The organism is Thalassobaculum sp. (assembly GCF_040219615.1).
Lineage (GTDB): Bacteria > Pseudomonadota > Alphaproteobacteria > Thalassobaculales > Thalassobaculaceae > Thalassobaculum_A.
The window spans coordinates 206440-222487 of record NZ_JAVJSE010000040.1; the positions used below are offsets into that span (position 1 = coordinate 206440).

Consider the following 16048-nt stretch of genomic DNA (forward strand, 5'->3'; position numbering starts at 1 on the left):
GTCGTTGACACGGATCAATCGGCGGCGGACGGCCCGGCGCTCTGAAGCGCCGCCGCCGCCGGGTGTCAGCCGATCGCGAGGTACGGGGTCACCGCCAGCCCCGCGAACACCGCGGCCAGCGGCACGTCGCCCTCGCCGTACCAGTTCGCCTCGTGCAGCAGGTTGATGGTGCCGAGCATGGTATCGTTCCACACCACCGGCATGTTCAGCACGGAGTCGCAGCCGAGCGAGGCGATCAACTCGTGGTCGAAGAACACCGATCTGATGTCGCCGGCGTCGTAGCCGATATAGGGCTTGCGGCCGTGGATCACGTGGCCGGCCCAGAAGGTCGGGTTCAGCGCCTTGCGGCCCCCGACCGGATAGCTCGCCGGCTGGTTGGTGTAGACCCTCTCGGATTCGCCGCTGTCGGCATGGAACCGCAGCACGGTGAACAGCTTGTGGCCGATCGCCGCGTCCATGGCGCGGTCGATGGCGGCGAAGGCGGCGGTCGGCTGGCCGCCGGCTGCGAGCGCGCGGGCGGCGGCCTCCAGGTGCGGCAGCGGGTCGACGGTTCCGACGTGGCTCATGTCGCTTTCTTCTCTTCGGTCAGGGTGGCATCCGGCAGGTCGATGCGCGGCATCCGCTCGGGGATCAGCCCGTCCGGCCGCAGGCGGAGGATCACGATGAGGGCGCCGCCGATCATCATTTCGCGCAGCGCCGCCACCTGCACCGCCTGCAGGCCCGGCACCACCTCGGTGATGAAGCGCGTCGACTCCATGAAGAACACCACCAGCAGGCTGCCGATCACCGCCCCGTAGTTGTTGCCGGTGCCGCCGGCGGTCAGCGCCAGCACGATGTAGATGGTGATCAGCGGCACGAAGCCGTCGGGCGCGATGTAGGAGGTGTAGTGGCCGTAAAGCGCGCCGGCGAGGCCGATGACCGAACAGCCCAGCGCGAACGCCTCGACCTTGAAGCGGATCACCGTCTTGCCGGCGACCGCCGCCACCTGGTCGTCGTCGCGCAGCGCCCGCAGCACCCGGCCGTAGGGGGCGTGGCGCACCCGCTGCAGCAGGAACACCACGATCGTCACCACCACCGCGACCAGGGCGAGGAAGATCAGGTTGAAGGCCTCCGGCGTCACCTCGCCGCGCCATGGGCCCGGGATGCCCGAGATGCCGTCGGTGCCGTTGGTCAGCCAGATCTCGTTCGAGGCGGTGATGCGGATAACCTCGGAGAATCCGAGCGTGACGATGGCCAGGTAGTCGCCACGCAGCTTGGCGGTGACCAGCGCCACCACCATGCCGGCCCCGGCCGCCCCGAGGGCGCCGAACAGCACGCCGACCGCGATCGGCATCCCCAGCACCTTGGTGAGCAGCGCCGAGATGTAGGCGCCGACCGCGAAGAAGCCGACCAGGCCGAGATTGATCATCCCGGCCATGCCCCAGACGACGTTGAGGCCGAGCGCCATCAGCCCGTACAGGCCGGCGAACACGAGCATGGCGATCAGGTAGTTTTCCATGCCGCCCTCAGAACGCCCGTTCGCCGAGGATGCCGCGCGGCCTGAGCGTCAGCACCAGCAGGATCGCGAAGAACCCGACCGCCGTGCGGTAGGCCGGGTCGAGCACCAGCAGCGACAGCTCCTCGGCGACGCCGATCGTCAGCGCCCCGACCACCGCCCCCGGGATACTGCCGAGGCCGCCGACCACCGCCGCCGCGAACACCGTCAGCACGGCCCGGAAGCCGGTCAGCGGGTCGATCGAGGTGTCGAGGCCGAGCAGCATGCCGCCGAGCCCGGCCAGCCCCATGCCGACGAAGCTGACCAGCCGGCCGATGGTGACCGAGTCGATGCCCTTGATCGACGCCAGGGTCGGGTTGTCGGCGACCGCCCGCATCGCCTTGCCCATGCGCGAGAACGCCAGGAAGGCGAACAGGCAGGCCATGGCGATGATCGCGATCACCCCGTTCTCGACCTGCTGCGGGCTGACCCTGAGGCCGGCGAAGCGCCAGTCGCGCAGCACCGGCAGGTCGTAGCCCCGCAGGTCGTTGCCGAACCAGAACCGCACGACGTTCTCGAGCACGATGGTCAGCGCCACCGCGGCGATCGCCGCGGCCAGCGGCCCGGTCGGCCGCATCGGCCGCAGCACGAACTCGTCGCAGATCAGCCCGGACAGGCCGGCGACCAGAAACGCGACGGTCACCGCCACCGGCGCCGGCAGGCCGAAGGTGACGTTCGCCACATAGCCGGCGAACGCCCCGATGGTGACCTGCGAGGCGACGCTGAAGTTGGGGAAGCGCAACACCGCGTAGATCGCGGTGAAGCCGATGGCCGGGACCGCGAGAATGGTCCCGGCCATCAGCCCGTTCAGCACGAGCTGGGCGACCTCGGTCAGCATGGGTAGTCCCGTCCGAGCGCGATCACGCGATCTTCAGGGTCTTGAAGGCCCCCTTCTCCACCTGCTCGTACCGGAAGTTGGTGGTCAGGATGTCGCCGATGTCGTCGAAGTCGCAGGCGCCGCTGGCGCCCTCGAAGTTGATCTCCTTGCCGGCCGCCAGCGCCTTCAGGCCGTCGACCACGTCGTCGACCTTCTCGCCCGGGCCCTGCGAGATCTTGCGGATCGTCTCCTTGATCGCGGTGCCGCTGGAATCGCCGGCCTTGGCCATCGCCAGGCACACCAGGCTCGCCTGGTCGTTGCACTGGCAGGAGTACGGATCCAGGTCGTCCTTGCCCAGGAACGCCGCCAGCCGCTTGTAGGCGGCCGAGTTGACCGACGGCGACGGGGCCACGGTGTAGGTGCCCTCGGTCACTTCCGGCGGCAGCGAGGCCAGCAGCTTCTGGTTCACGGCGTAGGCCTGGCCAATCTTTCCGCCCTCGTAGCCGGCCTTGTACAGCTCGCGCAGCACGACCGTGACATCCGGGGTGTAGCCGTTCAGGTAGATCATGTCCGGATTGGCCTTCAGGGCCTGGTCGATCTCCGATCGGAACGAGGTCTTGTCCTTGTCGTAGATCACCCCGCCGATCATCTGCGAGCCGCCGGCCGTCAGCACCTCGGTCAGGCGCTCCTGCGACGGCAGCGCGAACGGGGTCTGGGCGGCCAGTACGAACACCCGCTTGTTGCCGAGCTCGAGCAGGAACTCGCCGAGGCGCCGGATCTGCAGGTGGGTATTCGGCTGGGTGCGGACCAGGTAGCCCTGGTGCGGCAGCTTGGTGATCGTGTCCGAGCCGGAGACCGTGGTGATGAAAACCTTGCTCTCCCAGCACAGCGGGGCGACCGCGGTGGTCACCGACGACGCCCAGGTGCCCATGATCGCCGAGACCTTGTCGACGTCGATCAGCTTGCGGGCGGCGCGCACCGCGGCGTCCGGGTTGGTCTGGGTGTCCTCGCCCGCCAGCTCGACCTTACGGCCGTTGATGCCGCCGGCCTCGTTGACCCGGCTGACCACACCCTCGATGGCCTTGCGCATGGTCGGGCCGTAGGAGCCGCCGGCCCCGGTGAGCGGATTGAGTGCGCCGAGCCTGATCGGCTCGGACTGGGCGCGGACGATGGACGGCATCGCCAGACCGGCGACGACCGCCGCGGTTCCGGTGAGCACCTGACGGCGGGACGGATGCAAGATGATCGACATGACCTCTACCCCCTCTGTTATGCGGCCTCTCCGCCGAGAAACACCCGGCGGACGCTTGGATCGGCCGCTAGTTCGTCCGCGCGTCCGGACATGCTGTTGCGCCCGTCGACCAGGATGTAGCCGCGGGTCGCGATCGACAGGGCCTGCAGGGCGTTCTGCTCGACCATGGCGATCGACAGGCCCTCGGCGTTGATCGCCACGATGGTCTCGAACAGCTGCTCGGCCGCGATCGGCGACAGGCCGGCCGAGGGCTCGTCCAGCAGCAGCACCGCCGGCTCCACCATCAGCGCCATCGCCATCGCCAGGATCTGCCGCTGGCCGCCGGACAGCGTGCGCGCCATCTGGCGACGCTTCTCGGCCAGGATCGGGAAGCGCTCCAGGATCCGCTCGATCCGCGCCGGCGTGTTGGCCGGATCGACGTAGCCGCCCATCTCCAGGTTCTCGCGCACGCTCAGCGTGCCGAACACGTTGTGCTCCTGCGGCACGAAGGCCAGGCCGAGCCGGGCGATCTCGCGCGGCGGCCGGCCCTGGATCGGCTTGCCGTCCAGCATGATGGTCCCGCGGCTCGGCTTCAGGATCCCGGCGATCGCCTTCAGCAGGGTCGACTTGCCGGCACCGTTCGGGCCGATGATGCTGACGATCTCGCCGGGCTGCACCTCCAGGTCGACGCCCTTGAGGATCTCGTCGGCGGCGGTGTAGCCGGCCACGATCCCGGACACGCTCAGGAGGCCCATCGGCGCTTCCCCATGTAGGCGTCCTGGACGCGCTCGTCGGCGGCAACCTCGGCGAAGCTGCCCTGGGCCAGGTGACGGCCCTCGGCCATGACGATCACCGGGTCGCAGAGCCGGGCGATCATGTCCATGTGATGCTCGATCACCAGGAAGGTGATGCCCTCGTCGCACAGCGACCGCAGGTGGTCGGCGATCTGGTTGGCCAACGTCGGGTTGACCCCGGCGATCGGCTCGTCCAGCAGGATCAGCTTCGGCTCGGTCATCAGCGCCCGGCCGATCTCCAGCAGCTTCTTCTGGCCGCCGGACAGGTCGGAGGCCGCGTTGTTCAGCACATGCCCGAGGTTGAGCCGCCGGGCGATGCCGACCGCGCGCTCGCGCACCTCGTCCTCGCGCGCCGCCTGGTCGCCGGTCCACAGCAGCGCCTTCCAGAGCGTCTCGCCGGGCTGCCGGGCGCCGTACAGCATCAGGTTCTCCAGCACCGACAGCCGCGGGAAACCGCGGGCGATCTGGAAGGTCCGCACCAGCCCGGCCTGGGTGATCCGCTCCGGACGCCAGCCGGTGATGTCGTGCCCGTCGAAGGTGACGCTGCCGCTGTCGGGCGGCACCAGGCCGGTGATGCAGTGGAACAGGGTGGTCTTGCCGGCGCCGTTCGGACCGATGAGCCCGGTGATGGTGCCGGCCTCGACGGCAAGGTCCACGCCCGCCAGGGCCTGGACGCCGTAGAAGTTCCGGTGGAGGTCGCGAACCTGGAGAAGCCCCATGACGGGAGAACTCTAGCTGGAACTATTCGAACGGCGATAGGTCAATTCGTATCTCCTCCGGAATGAATGCCAGTGTTACCAGCCGAGGGCGTAGGTCGGGCGGCGATGGTCCGAGGCCGCCACGAGGCTGCCGCCGGGACCCGGCGCGATGGCGCAGACCGACCCGGCGAGATAGGTGCTGTCGGGCCAGCGGCCGACGGTATGGCCGAGCTTCCCGAGCCCGGCGAGCGTGTCCTCGGCGATCCGCCCCTCGGCCTTGACGAGGCCCGGGAAGGCGGTGTGCGGCTCGAAGGTGTCGGGCTGGCTGTAGGTCGCGACCCGCGGCATCTCGACCGCCAGCTGCGGCGGCATCTCCCACACCAGCAGGTTCAGGAGGAACTGGGTCATCGCCTGGATCTGGACGTCGCCGCCCGGCGTGCCGAACGGCATCGCCCGCCCGTCCGGCGCGATCCACATCGCCGGGTTCGGGGTGAGCCGCGGACGCTTGCCCGGCGCGATGCCGCTCGGATGGCTCGGATCGCCCCAGCTCGCCGAGCCGCGCGACGACGGCACCAGGCCGGTGCCGGGGATCACCGGGCTCTGATAGGAGACGTCGCTGGGCGTCGCCGAGAACGTGTTGCCCCAGCGGTCGACCGCGCAGACATAGGAGGTGTCGGGCGGCGGCGGCGGGTCGCCGGCACCGATCGCCGGGGTCCGCCGGCCCGGCGCGTCGAGCCCGGGCGGCGGCAGGTCGGGCCAGGCCCGGTCAAGGTGCAGCTGGCCGCGGCGCTCCTGGGCATAGGCCTCGCTCAACAGCCAGTCGACCGGCACGTCGACGAAGTTCGGGTCGCCGAACATGTGCTCGCGGTCGGCGAACGCCAGCTTGATGCTCTCGAGCAGCAGGTGGAGGTGCTCGGGGCCGTTGTGCGGCAGGCTGGCCAGGTCGTAGCCCTTCAGCAGGTTGACGACCATCGCCAGCACCGGCCCCTGGCACCAGGCGTCGCAGCACAGCAGCGTGCCGCCGGCGAAGCCGGTCTGCACCGGCGGCGCGATGTTCACCCGGTAGGAGGTCAGGTCGGCCTCGCGCAGCAGGCCGCCATTGGCCTCGTGGTAGGCGACGATGCGGCGGCCGAGGTCGCCGCGGTAGAACGCGTCGCGCGCCGCCTGCAGCCCGGCCGCCCGGCCGCCCGAGGCCTTCGCCGCCTCCTGGTCGACCATGTATTGCAGCGATCGGCCGAGATCCTCCTGCCGGAAAATGTCGCCGGCCCGGGGCAGCTTGCCGCCCGGCAGATAGATCGAGGCGTTCTCGTCCCACTCCCGGTATTCGTCGGCGTGCTCGGCGATCACCGAGGCGGTCAGGCGGTGCAGCGGGAAGCCGTCGCGGGCCAGCCGGACAGCACCCTGCGCGACCTCGCCGAACGACATCGTGCCGTAGCGCTGCAGCGCCTCGATCCAGGCGGCGGGCGCGGCCGGTACAACCGTACGCTGAAGCCCCCGGGGAATCCGGCCGCCGTGCTCCCGGCAGAAGCTTTGCGGATCGAGGGCGCTCGGCCAGCCGCCCAGGCCGTCGATGGTGATGGTCTCGCCGGCCGCCGTCCGGATCATGATCGGCGCCACGCCGGCGATGTTCACCAGGTCGCTCTGCACCACGCCGAGGGCCAGTCCGCCGGCGACGCCGGCGTCGATCGCGTTGCCGCCGGCCTCCAGCACGGTGAACGCCGCGTGCGCCGCCAGATAATGCCCAGCAACTACCATGTGGCGAGTTCCGGCGACTTCGGTCTTCCAAGGATCGGTCATGGCGGGGAGGCTCCGGGAGGAAGGCGACCACCCAACGATAGGCCGTCTCCGTGCGGCTACAAAGGGGGCAATGCGGCGGAGCATTTGCCGAATTCGCGGTCACGTTGACGCCGCCGCGTTTCTGACCTTTGCTTCCGGGGTCACGGACATGGATGTGGAGGGGTGCGGTGGGTCAAACGCTGTTCCGGAACTTCCGGATGCTCGACCCCGAGCGGGACGAGACGGTCGGAGGCTTCGAGCTGCTGGTCGAGGGCGAGCGCATCCGCGAGGTGTCCGAGCGCCCGATCAGGGCCGACGGCGCGGCGGTCGTCGACTGCGGCGGCCGGACCCTGATGCCCGGGCTGATCGACAGCCATGTGCACGTGGTGCTGAGCGAGGTGTTCCTGCGCCAGCTCGAGAACGTACCGCTGACGCTCATGACCGCCCGGTCGATGGGCCTGATGCGGGCCATGCTGGACCGCGGATTCACCACCGTGCGCGACACCGGCGGCGCCGACTGGGGGCTGAAGGCGGCGGTCGACCAGGGCCTGTCGCCCGGTCCGCGGCTGTTCATCGCCGGCCGGGCGATCGGCCCGACCGGCGGCCACAGCGACGGTCGCCGCCGCACCGACAACGGACCGAGCTGCTACTGCTGCAACGCCATGGCCTTCACCATGCGGGTCGCGGACGGCGTGTCGGACGTCCGCAAGGCGGTGCGCGAGGAGATGCGCCAGGGCTGCGATCACGTGAAGATCATGATGTCCGGCGGCGTCGCCTCGCCGTTCGATCCGCTCGACAGCATGCAGTACTCGCCGGGCGAAGTGGCCGCGGCGGTCGAGGAGGCGACCAGCTTCGGGCGCTACACCTGCGCCCACGCCTACACCCCCGAGGCGATCACCCGGGCCGCCGAGAGCGGCGTGCGCACCATCGAGCACGGCAACCTGATCGACGAGGCCAGCGCGAAGCTGATGGCCACGAAGGACATGTTCCTGATCGCCAACCTGGTCGCCTACTACGCCATGCGCGAGCGGGGCGCCGAGTTCAACATGCCGGCGGATATGCTGGAGAAGAACGAGATGGTGATCGACGGCGGGCTGCGGTCGCTGGAGATCTGCAAGCGGGCCGGGGTGCCGGTCGCCTATGGCAGCGACCTGCTCGGCCAGCTCCAGGTCGACCAGGCCCGCGAGTTCGTGATCCGCTCCGAGGTGCTGTCGCCGATCGAGATCATCCGTTCCGCCACGCTGGTAGGCGCCCAGGTGGTGCGCCGCGAGGGCGAGCTCGGCTGCCTGCGGCCGGGCGCCCTCGCCGACCTGCTGGTGATCGACGGCGACCCGTTGAAGAACCTGAGCCTGTTCCTGAACCCCGACGCCAACCTCGCCGCGATCGTGAAGGGCGGCAGTTTCCACAAGAACACCCTGAACTGACGCGCCGGGTATTTCCGTTCGCGCCCGCCTGCCCTAGCCTTGCCGCTCTCCCGCCTTGGGGTCGCACCGCGCCTCTCGCCGACCCGCCCAAGACGCAATACCGAGGACGACCCGCCATGGCCCCGACCGGTAGCTTGCTGTTGTTTCGAAACCTGCGCCTGCTCGACCCGCGTTTCGATGAGGCGCGCGGCGGCTACGAGGTGCTGGTCGAGGGCGATCGCATCCGCGAGGTCACGGACGGGCCGATCAAGGCCGACGGGGCCGCGGCGATCGACTGCGGCGGCCGGGTGCTGATGCCGGGCCTGATCGACAGCCACGTGCACTGCATGCACAGCGAGGTCTACATGCGGCGCATGGAAGACGTGCCGCTGACCCTCGCCACCGCGCGTTGCGCGGTCCGCCTCAAGTCCATGCTGGACCGCGGCTTCACGACGGTGCGCGACACCGGCGGCACCGACTGGGGGGTCAAGACGGCGCTCGAACAGGGCCTGATCGTAGGGCCGCGGCTGTTCATCGCCGGGCGCTCGATCGGCCCGACCGGCGGCCACTCCGACGGCCGCGGCCGCACCAACCAGGGCTATCCCTGCTACTGCTGCAACGCCTTCGCCAACCTGCGCGAGATGGTCGACGGCGAGGAGGACCTGCGCCGGGTGGTGCGCGAGCAAATGCGGCAGGGCGCCGATCACGTGAAGATCATGGTCTCGGGCGGCGTCGCCTCGCCCTTCGATCCGCTCGACTCCCTGCAGTTCTCGGTCGGCGAGATCCAGACCGCGGTCGAGGAGGCCGAGGCCTTCGGCCGCTACGTCTGCGCCCACGCCTACGGCGCCGAGGCAATCGAGCGGGCGGTGGCGAACGGGGTGCGGACCATCGAGCACGGCAACCTGATCGACGACAGCCGGGCCGAGCTGATGGCGCGCGAGGGCGCCTATCTGGTCGCCAACCTGGTGGCCTATGTGGCGATGAAGGAACGCGCCGCCGAATACGGCATGCCGGCGGAGATGCTCGAGAAGAACGACATGGTGCTCGAGGGCGGCTACCGCAGCCTGGAGATCTGCAAGCGCGCCGGCGTGAAGGTCGCCTACGGCTCCGACCTGCTGGGCGCCCTGCTGGACGACCAGAGCCGCGAGTTCTCGATCCGCACCGAGGTGGTCTCGCCGCTCGAGGTGATCCGCTCGGCGACGCTGATCGGCGCCGAGGTGGTGCGCCGGCCCGGCAAGCTCGGGGTCGTCGAACCCGGTGCCTGGGCCGACCTGATCGTGGTCGACGACGATCCGCTGCAGGACATCACCCTGCTCGAGGGCCAGGGCAGGCATCTGGCGGCGATCATGAAGGATGGCAGCTTCCACAAGAACCGGCTGCACTGAGGGAGACGGGGCGGGATGATGGGAACGGTCGGCATCGACACACGGGCAATCGGGCGCTGGGCGCTCCTCGCGGCGGCGGCGCTGACCCTGCTGTACATCCTGCTGCCGCTGTTCTCGGTCACCTGGCTGTCGTTCTACCGCCAGGAGATCCCGTCCTTCCCGCCGGACGGCTACACCCTGCGCTGGTACTCCTCGATCATCGACAATGACCGGTTCGTCGACGGCCTGCTGCTGAGCATCCAGCTCGGCGTCAGCGCGACCGCCATCGGTCTGGCGGTCAGCGTGCCGGCGGCGCTGTGCATCTCCCGGTTCCGGTTCCCCGGCCGCGAGGCCCTGAACAACCTGCTGCTGCTGCCGCTGATGGTGCCGGGGGTGGTGCTGGGCACGGCGCTGTACGTCTTCCACGTCGAGGCGGAGATCGCGACCGGCGGCGAGTACGGGATCCTGGGCTCGACCATGGGCCTGCTGTCCGGCCACGTGCTGGTGGTGATCCCGTGGGTGGTCCGGCTGGTGCTGGCCAGCCTCGCGGGCTTCGACCGCACGCTCGAGGAGGCCGCCCACAACCTGGGCGCCGACCGCCTGACCACGTTCCGCCGGATCACCCTGCCGGGGATCCTGCCGGGCGTGGTGGCCGGCGCGATGTTCGGGTTCGTGGCGTCGTTCGGCAACCTCGAGATGAGCCTGTTCCTGGTCGGCCCCGGCCGCACGACCCTGCCGATCGCCATCCTGCAGTACCTGGAATGGAAGATCGACCCGTCGATCGCGGCAGTGTCGGTGGTGCAGATCGCCCTGATCGGCGCCGCCATGCTCATTACCGACCGTTTCGTGAAGATCAGCCGCGTGGTGTGAGAGAACTATGGCCCGTCTCGAACTGAACCAGCTCTCGAAGCGCTACGGCGACTTCTTCGCCGCCCGTGACGTCACCCTGGACGTCGCCGACGGCGAGTTCCTGGTGCTGCTCGGCCCGTCGGGCTGCGGCAAGACCACGACCCTGCGGATGATCGCCGGTTTCATCGAGCCGACCGCCGGGACCGTCCGGCTCGGCGACAACGACGTCACCCGGCTGCCGGCCTGGAAGCGCAACACCGGCCTGGTGTTCCAGAGCTATGCGCTGTTCCCGCACCTGACGGTCGCCCAGAACGTCGCCTTCGGGCTGGAGATGCGGAAGGTCCCGAAGCCGGATGCCGACCGCCAGGTCGCCGAGGCCCTCGAGCTGGTCCGGCTCGGCCATCTCGGCGACCGGCTGCCGCGGCAGCTGTCCGGCGGCCAGCAGCAGCGCGTCGCCCTGGCGCGCGCGCTGGTGTTCCGCCCGGACGTGCTGCTGCTTGACGAGCCGCTGTCGAACCTGGACGCCAAACTGCGCCAGGAGGTCCGGGTCGAGATCCGCAAGCTGCAGCAGTCGCTGAACCTGACCACCGTCATGGTGACCCACGACCAGGAGGAGGCGCTGACCATGGCCGACCGCCTGGTGGTGATGAGCGAGGGCTCGGTCAAGCAGGTCGGCACCCAGCGCGACCTTTACGAACGACCGGCCGACCGCTTCGTCGCCGGCTTCGTCGGCCGCAGCAGCTTCGTGTCCGGCACGCTCGAGACGCCGCAGCTGTTCCGGACCGCGGGCGGCGTCCCGGTGGCCTGCAACACCACGCTCATGCCCGGGCCGGCGACCGTCGCCCTGCGGCCGGAGCGGGTGATGGTGGCGCCGGTGCCGCTGTCCGAGATGGACAACGATTTCCCCGGCGCGGTCGAGTTCGTCTCCTACCTCGGCGGCCTGATCGACCTGCATATCCGTCTGTCGCCGAAGGATCTGGTGATCGCCCAGATCCCGAACCGCGAGGACGGCTTCATGCCGGCGGTCGGCGACAGGGTTCACGTGGGATGGACGGCGGCCTCGGCCGCGGTGTTTCCGGGAGCCGGCGACGCCGCCGGCTCCGACGAGCTTCAGCCGGACTAGCTGGACCGGCCGAGGAGTATGGAACGACAGACTGGCAACCAGGAACAGGGAGTGCGGAACATGGACAAGATCAGGCAAGGCTCGGGGATCTCGCGCCGCAGCGTGATGAAGGGCGCGGCCGCCGTCGCCGGCACCGCGGCGCTCGGCCGCGCCGGCGGTGCGCTGGCGCAGTCGAAGGGCAAGATCGTCGTCGGAACCTGGGGCGGCGACTACGCCCGGCTGCTGAACAAGAACATCGAGCAGCCCCACCTCATCTCGCAGGGCTGGGAGGTCATCCAGGACCAGGCCGGCGACCCGCAGCGGCGCAGCAAGATGCTGGCCGAGCGCCGGCTGCCGCGCGGCACCAGCGACGTGCAGGGCCTGTCGGCCCTGAACATGTACCAGATGTTCGAAGTCGGGGTGACCGACGAGATCGACTACTCGCGGCTCAAGAACGCCAAGAACCTGCTGCCGTCGATGAAGTACAAGTACGGCATCGGCCACATCTATTCCGGGAAGGTCGCGGTCTACAACGCCAACCTCGTGAAGACCCCGCCGACCAGCTACAAGGACGTCTTCGATCCGAAGCACGGCAGCAAGCTGGCGATCATCGACATCCAGTACCAGTACACGCTGGTCGCGGCGGCCCTGGCGGCCGGCGGCGGCGTCACCGACATGGACGGCGCCAAGAAGCTGCTGCTCGAGGTCCGCAAGGCCGGGGCCCGCATCTACCCGACCAACGAGGCGTTCGCCCAGGGCCTGGCCGCCGACGAGTTCGAGGTCGGCATCATGTGGAAGGCCCGGACCGTGCAGTGGCAGGATAAGAACATCAACGTGAAGTCGGTGGCCCCCTCCGAGGGCACGCTGGCCTATACGTCCGGCTTCGTGATCCCGAAGAACGCCCCGAACAAGGACGGCGCCTACGCCTACCTCGACGCCATGATGGAGCCGTCGGCCCAGGAGGCCTTCGCGATCGACATGGGCTACAACCCGACCGTCACCAACGCCAACGTGCCGGCGGAACGGAACGAGCGGATCGGCTTCACGCCGGAGCAGATCGCCAAGCTGGTCGACATGGACTACGGCTTCATGACCGACCACGACGTCGAGCTGAAGGAGTGGTGGGACAAGGAGTTCAAGGCCTGATCGCGGGCCTGGACCCTAGACCTTCCGGTCGGACGGACGCCTGCCGCGATGCGGCGGGCGTCCACGGCCACGCCGCAGTGACCGCCGCAGTGCAGGGGAACTAGCCAGATGGCCGCAGGGACGACCTCCGCCGGGAAGACCGCCGCCGGAACCGTCGAGGAACGGGGCGGCTCCGCCTGGTCGGCGGCGGCACTGATCGGCCCGGCGACCTTCATCGTCGCCGCCGGCCTGCTGATCCCGATCGTCATCCTGTTCCGCTACAGCCTGAACCAGTACGTGCCCAGGCTGCTGATGGTCGACGCCCTGACCATCGAGAACTACGTCAAGTTCTTCACCGACGCCTACTACATCGGCGTGTTCATGACGACGGTCCAGGTCGCCTTCGCCTGCACGGTGATCTGTCTGATCCTGGGCTTCCCGCTGGCCTATGTGCTGGCCCGCACGCGCACCCGGTTCAAGAACATCCTGGTCATGCTGGTGGTGCTGCCGCTGTTCGTCGGCAACGCGGTGCGCGCGGCCGGCTGGATGACCCTGTTCGGCAGCAAGGGCATCATCAGCGTCGGCCTGATGGGTATCGGCATCACCTCCGAGCCGACCGAGATCATGTTCACCACCGGCGCGGTCATCGTCGGCATCATCGCCGTCAACCTGCCCTTCATGGTGCTGACCCTGCAGAGCGTGATCGAGAGCATCGACCGCTCGGTCGAGGAGGCGGCGTTCAGCATGGGGGCCGGCCCCTGGCACATGTTCTGGCGGGTGCTGTGGCCGCTGGCGCTGCCGGGCATCGCCGCCGGCGTGATCCTGACCTTCATCCTCGGCATGAACGCCTATGCCACCCCGGTGCTGCTCGGCGGCCCGGAGTTCAAGATGCTGGCGCCCCTGGTGTTCGGGCAGATGCAGCTCGGCAACTGGCCGTTCGGCGCCGCGGTGTCGTTCATCCTGATGATCACCACCCTGGTGCTCACGGTGATCGCCAGCCTCCGCCTGCAGAAGCGCTACCGGCGCTGAGTCGCGGGAGGGGAACCGACGGGCCCTCCTCCGCGCAGCACCCGGAGCCAGGGCGCGGCGTGGAACACGCACATCAGCCCGTACATCAGCACCATGCCGCCCAGAGGCGCGCCCGCCGCTCCTGACGTGCAAGGACCGGGCTGGGTGGTATCGACGACCGGCGACAGCGCCGCCATCAGCGCGAAGGTCGGCGCCGCCGCCAGCGACAGGATATCGGCGGCGACAGCGGCGTGGCGGATCCGGGGCATGGCCGCCGCCTCAGTACCGGTCGTGGCGGCGCAGCCACGCCATCGTGAAGCTCAGCCACTCCTCGCGCGAAGCCACTTGATTCTGCATCCTCTGTCTCCTGATCTGCCGAACTGCCGGTTGTCGGCGCAGCCCAGGATCGCGAGGCGCGGCATCGACCGGGAGTGACAAGTCTGTCGGGATTCGCATGGACTCGCTGATCACCGCCGCCGCCCGCGCCCTGGCCATGGGCGACCCGCTCGGCGCCCTGAACCGGGTCGCGTTGCGCGGCGACGCGCCGGCGCTGGCGTTGCGCGGCATCGCGATGGCCCAGCTCGGCGGCCTGGCGCGGGCCCGCGAACTGTTGCGCGAGGCCAGGCGGGCCTTCGGCCCGGACGAGACCGTGGCGCGCGCCCGCTGCACGGTGGCCGAGGCCGAGATCGCACTGGTCTCGCGCGACCTCGGCCGGGCGCCGACCGCGCTCGGCGCGGCGCGCACGACGCTGGAGCGGGCCGGCGACCGGGCCAACGCCGCGCATGCCGGCTACCTGCAGGCCCGGATGCTGCTCCTGGTCGGGCGGCTGGACGACGCCGAGCGGGTCGCCGCCGGGATCGACGCCACCGCCCTGCCACCCGCGGCGGTCGTCGGCTACGAACTCGTCGCCGCCGGCATCGCCACGCGGCGGCTGCGCATACGCGACGCCGGCGCGGCGGTCGCCCGGGCCCGGCTCGCCGCCGAGCGGACCGGCATCGCATCGCTGACCGCCGAGGTCGAGGATGCCGCCCGACTCCTCGACGTCCCGGCGGCACGCCTGGCCGGGGGCAGCCGCGACCGCCTGCTGACGCTGGAGGAGGTCGAGGCATTGCTGGCCTCCGACGCACTGGTCGTCGACGCCTGTCGCCACACGGTCCGCCATGCCGGCACCACGGTCCCGCTCGCCACCCGCCCGGTCCTGTTCGCGCTCGCCCGCGCTCTGGGCGAGGCATGGCCGGCCGACGTCTCCCGGGAGGCCCTGCTGGCCGGCGCCTTCGGCGCCCGCCACGCCGACGAGTCGCACCGGGCTCGCCTGCGGGTCGAGATCGGGCGGCTGCGCAGCGCGCTATTGCCGGTCGCCGGGGTCGACGCCACCAAGCGGGGCTTCGTTCTGGCGCCGCGCCGGACCGACAAGATCGCGGTCATCGCGCCGCCGGTCGAGCAGTCCCACGGCACGGTCCTCGCCTTGCTCGCCGACGGCGAGGCGTGGTCGAGCTCCGCGCTGGCGCTGGCGCTCGGGACCAGCCAGCGGACCGTGCAGCGGGCGCTCGACGCGCTGGCCGCCGCCGGCAAGGTGCAGGCCGTCGGCCGCGGCCGGGCCCGCCGCTGGAGCGCCCCGACGCTGCCCGGTTTCCCGACAACCTTGTTACTCCCGGCCATGCCGCCGGGCGGCTAGCATCGCGCCATGAAAAACGCATCGGCAGAGATCGTCGGCGAATACGGGCCGTTCCCGGGCGTCGACAGCATAGGCGGCGTCTCCTATGACGGGCGGCACGTCTGGTTCGCGTCGGGCGACAGGCTGAACGCCCTCGATCCGGCGGAGAAGCAAGTCCAACGGACGATCGATGTCCCGGCCCATGCCGGCACCGCCTTCGACGGTCGGCACCTGTTCCAGATCGCCGAGGACCGCATCCAGCGGATCGACCCGGGGACCGGCAAGGTGCTGGACAGCATCCCGGCACCGGGCGGCGGCGGCGACTCCGGGCTGGCCTGGGCCGAGGGATCGCTGTGGGTCGGGCAGTACCGCGAGCGCCGGATCCACCAGGTGGATCCCAGCACTGGGACGGTCCTGCGTACGATCGAGAGCAACCGCTTCGTCACCGGCGTGACCTGGGTCGACGACGAGCTGTGGCACGCCACCTGGGAGAACGACGAAAGCGAGCTGCGCCGGATCGACCCGGCCACCGGCGAAGTCCGGGAGCGCCTGGAAATGCCGGCCGGCACCGGGATTTCCGGATTGGAATCCGACGGCGGCGACCGCTTCTTCTGCGGCGGCGGCAACAGCGGCAAGGTGCGGGTGGTCCGCCGGCCGGGCCGGGGCGTCCCGGCAGCCTGACCCGGCCCCTCG

Annotated in this window: 16 protein-coding genes; 8 read left to right on the forward strand and 8 right to left on the reverse strand. The window is 70.1% G+C overall.

The window, feature by feature from the left end:
* Window positions 1–65: 65 nt before the first annotated feature.
* The 7 genes from RIC31_RS22610 to RIC31_RS22640 form a co-directional block, all read right to left on the reverse strand.
* On the reverse strand, window positions 66–566 hold the full coding sequence (locus RIC31_RS22610) for a GAF domain-containing protein (RefSeq protein ID WP_350113322.1): 501 nt from the start codon (window positions 564–566) through the stop codon (window positions 66–68).
* Window positions 563–1498: a branched-chain amino acid ABC transporter permease gene (locus RIC31_RS22615; protein WP_350113324.1), complete on the reverse strand. Its 936-nt coding sequence runs from the start codon at window positions 1496–1498 to the stop codon at window positions 563–565. The genes RIC31_RS22610 and RIC31_RS22615 overlap by 4 nt, the downstream gene beginning before the upstream one ends.
* 7 nt (window positions 1499–1505) lie before the next feature.
* Window positions 1506–2372, reverse strand: a complete 867-nt coding sequence (locus RIC31_RS22620) for a branched-chain amino acid ABC transporter permease (RefSeq protein WP_350113327.1) — start codon at window positions 2370–2372, stop codon at window positions 1506–1508.
* A gap of 22 nt (window positions 2373–2394) precedes the next feature.
* On the reverse strand, window positions 2395–3603 hold the full coding sequence (locus RIC31_RS22625) for an ABC transporter substrate-binding protein (protein WP_350113330.1): 1209 nt from the start codon (window positions 3601–3603) through the stop codon (window positions 2395–2397).
* Between the two features lie 17 nt (window positions 3604–3620).
* Entirely contained in the window at window positions 3621–4337 is a 717-nt protein-coding gene (locus tag RIC31_RS22630) for an ABC transporter ATP-binding protein (RefSeq protein ID WP_350113333.1), read from the reverse strand.
* Complete coding sequence (locus tag RIC31_RS22635) at window positions 4325–5095, reverse strand: ABC transporter ATP-binding protein (RefSeq protein ID WP_350113336.1); 771 nt, start codon at window positions 5093–5095, stop codon at window positions 4325–4327. The genes RIC31_RS22630 and RIC31_RS22635 overlap by 13 nt, the downstream gene beginning before the upstream one ends.
* Before the next feature lie 75 nt (window positions 5096–5170).
* Entirely contained in the window at window positions 5171–6871 is a 1701-nt protein-coding gene (locus RIC31_RS22640; protein WP_350113339.1) for a gamma-glutamyltransferase family protein, read from the reverse strand.
* 167 nt (window positions 6872–7038) lie between these two features.
* On the opposite strand from RIC31_RS22640, the gene RIC31_RS22645 reads away from it, so the two are divergent.
* From RIC31_RS22645 to RIC31_RS22670, 6 genes are all read left to right on the forward strand, one after another.
* Window positions 7039–8274: a metal-dependent hydrolase family protein gene (locus RIC31_RS22645; protein ID WP_350113343.1), complete on the forward strand. Its 1236-nt coding sequence runs from the start codon at window positions 7039–7041 to the stop codon at window positions 8272–8274.
* Between the two features lie 116 nt (window positions 8275–8390).
* Complete coding sequence (locus RIC31_RS22650; protein ID WP_350113346.1) at window positions 8391–9638, forward strand: metal-dependent hydrolase family protein; 1248 nt, start codon at window positions 8391–8393, stop codon at window positions 9636–9638.
* A gap of 15 nt (window positions 9639–9653) precedes the next feature.
* On the forward strand, window positions 9654–10487 hold the full coding sequence (locus tag RIC31_RS22655) for an ABC transporter permease (protein ID WP_350113349.1): 834 nt from the start codon (window positions 9654–9656) through the stop codon (window positions 10485–10487).
* A 7-nt stretch (window positions 10488–10494) separates the two neighbouring features.
* A complete protein-coding gene (locus tag RIC31_RS22660) occupies window positions 10495–11589 on the forward strand; it encodes an ABC transporter ATP-binding protein (protein ID WP_350113352.1) in 1095 nt (364 codons plus the stop codon).
* A 60-nt stretch (window positions 11590–11649) separates the two neighbouring features.
* On the forward strand, window positions 11650–12714 hold the full coding sequence (locus RIC31_RS22665) for an ABC transporter substrate-binding protein (RefSeq protein ID WP_350113355.1): 1065 nt from the start codon (window positions 11650–11652) through the stop codon (window positions 12712–12714).
* Window positions 12715–12822: 108 nt separating this feature from the next.
* Window positions 12823–13722, forward strand: a complete 900-nt coding sequence (locus RIC31_RS22670; protein WP_350113358.1) for an ABC transporter permease — start codon at window positions 12823–12825, stop codon at window positions 13720–13722.
* On the opposite strand, the gene RIC31_RS22675 is transcribed toward RIC31_RS22670, so the two are convergent.
* The gene (locus tag RIC31_RS22675) at window positions 13710–13970 is read right to left on the reverse strand and encodes a hypothetical protein (protein ID WP_350113361.1); all 261 of its coding nucleotides are present in this window, start codon (window positions 13968–13970) and stop codon (window positions 13710–13712) included. The two genes, RIC31_RS22670 and RIC31_RS22675, sit on opposite strands and share 13 nt — an antisense overlap.
* A gap of 185 nt (window positions 13971–14155) precedes the next feature.
* Here RIC31_RS22675 and RIC31_RS22680 point away from each other — a divergent pair, with 185 nt between their 5' ends.
* Together RIC31_RS22680 and RIC31_RS22685 are read left to right on the forward strand one after the other, a co-directional pair.
* Complete coding sequence (locus RIC31_RS22680) at window positions 14156–15376, forward strand: hypothetical protein (RefSeq protein WP_350113364.1); 1221 nt, start codon at window positions 14156–14158, stop codon at window positions 15374–15376.
* Between the two features lie 9 nt (window positions 15377–15385).
* A complete protein-coding gene (locus RIC31_RS22685; RefSeq protein WP_350113367.1) occupies window positions 15386–16036 on the forward strand; it encodes a Vgb family protein in 651 nt (216 codons plus the stop codon).
* The last annotated feature ends 12 nt before the right edge of the window (window positions 16037–16048 follow it).

Excerpts from the sequence above, each read along its gene's own strand:
- RIC31_RS22610 (WP_350113322.1), bottom strand. The coding sequence starts at position 566 with ATGAGCCACGTCGGAACCGTCGACCCGCTGCCGCACCTGGAGGCCGCC.
- RIC31_RS22615 (WP_350113324.1), bottom strand. The coding sequence starts at position 1,498 with ATGGAAAACTACCTGATCGCCATGCTCGTGTTCGCCGGCCTGTACGGG.
- RIC31_RS22620 (WP_350113327.1), bottom strand. The coding sequence starts at position 2,372 with ATGCTGACCGAGGTCGCCCAGCTCGTGCTGAACGGGCTGATGGCCGGG.
- RIC31_RS22625 (WP_350113330.1), bottom strand. The coding sequence starts at position 3,603 with ATGTCGATCATCTTGCATCCGTCCCGCCGTCAGGTGCTCACCGGAACC.
- RIC31_RS22630 (WP_350113333.1), bottom strand. The coding sequence starts at position 4,337 with ATGGGCCTCCTGAGCGTGTCCGGGATCGTGGCCGGCTACACCGCCGCC.
- RIC31_RS22635 (WP_350113336.1), bottom strand. The coding sequence starts at position 5,095 with ATGGGGCTTCTCCAGGTTCGCGACCTCCACCGGAACTTCTACGGCGTC.
- RIC31_RS22640 (WP_350113339.1), bottom strand. The coding sequence starts at position 6,871 with ATGACCGATCCTTGGAAGACCGAAGTCGCCGGAACTCGCCACATGGTA.
- RIC31_RS22650 (WP_350113346.1), top strand. The coding sequence starts at position 8,391 with ATGGCCCCGACCGGTAGCTTGCTGTTGTTTCGAAACCTGCGCCTGCTC.
- RIC31_RS22655 (WP_350113349.1), top strand. The coding sequence starts at position 9,654 with ATGATGGGAACGGTCGGCATCGACACACGGGCAATCGGGCGCTGGGCG.
- RIC31_RS22660 (WP_350113352.1), top strand. The coding sequence starts at position 10,495 with ATGGCCCGTCTCGAACTGAACCAGCTCTCGAAGCGCTACGGCGACTTC.
- RIC31_RS22665 (WP_350113355.1), top strand. The coding sequence starts at position 11,650 with ATGGACAAGATCAGGCAAGGCTCGGGGATCTCGCGCCGCAGCGTGATG.
- RIC31_RS22670 (WP_350113358.1), top strand. The coding sequence starts at position 12,823 with ATGGCCGCAGGGACGACCTCCGCCGGGAAGACCGCCGCCGGAACCGTC.
- RIC31_RS22675 (WP_350113361.1), bottom strand. The coding sequence starts at position 13,970 with ATGCCCCGGATCCGCCACGCCGCTGTCGCCGCCGATATCCTGTCGCTG.
- RIC31_RS22680 (WP_350113364.1), top strand. The coding sequence starts at position 14,156 with ATGGACTCGCTGATCACCGCCGCCGCCCGCGCCCTGGCCATGGGCGAC.
- RIC31_RS22685 (WP_350113367.1), top strand. The coding sequence starts at position 15,386 with ATGAAAAACGCATCGGCAGAGATCGTCGGCGAATACGGGCCGTTCCCG.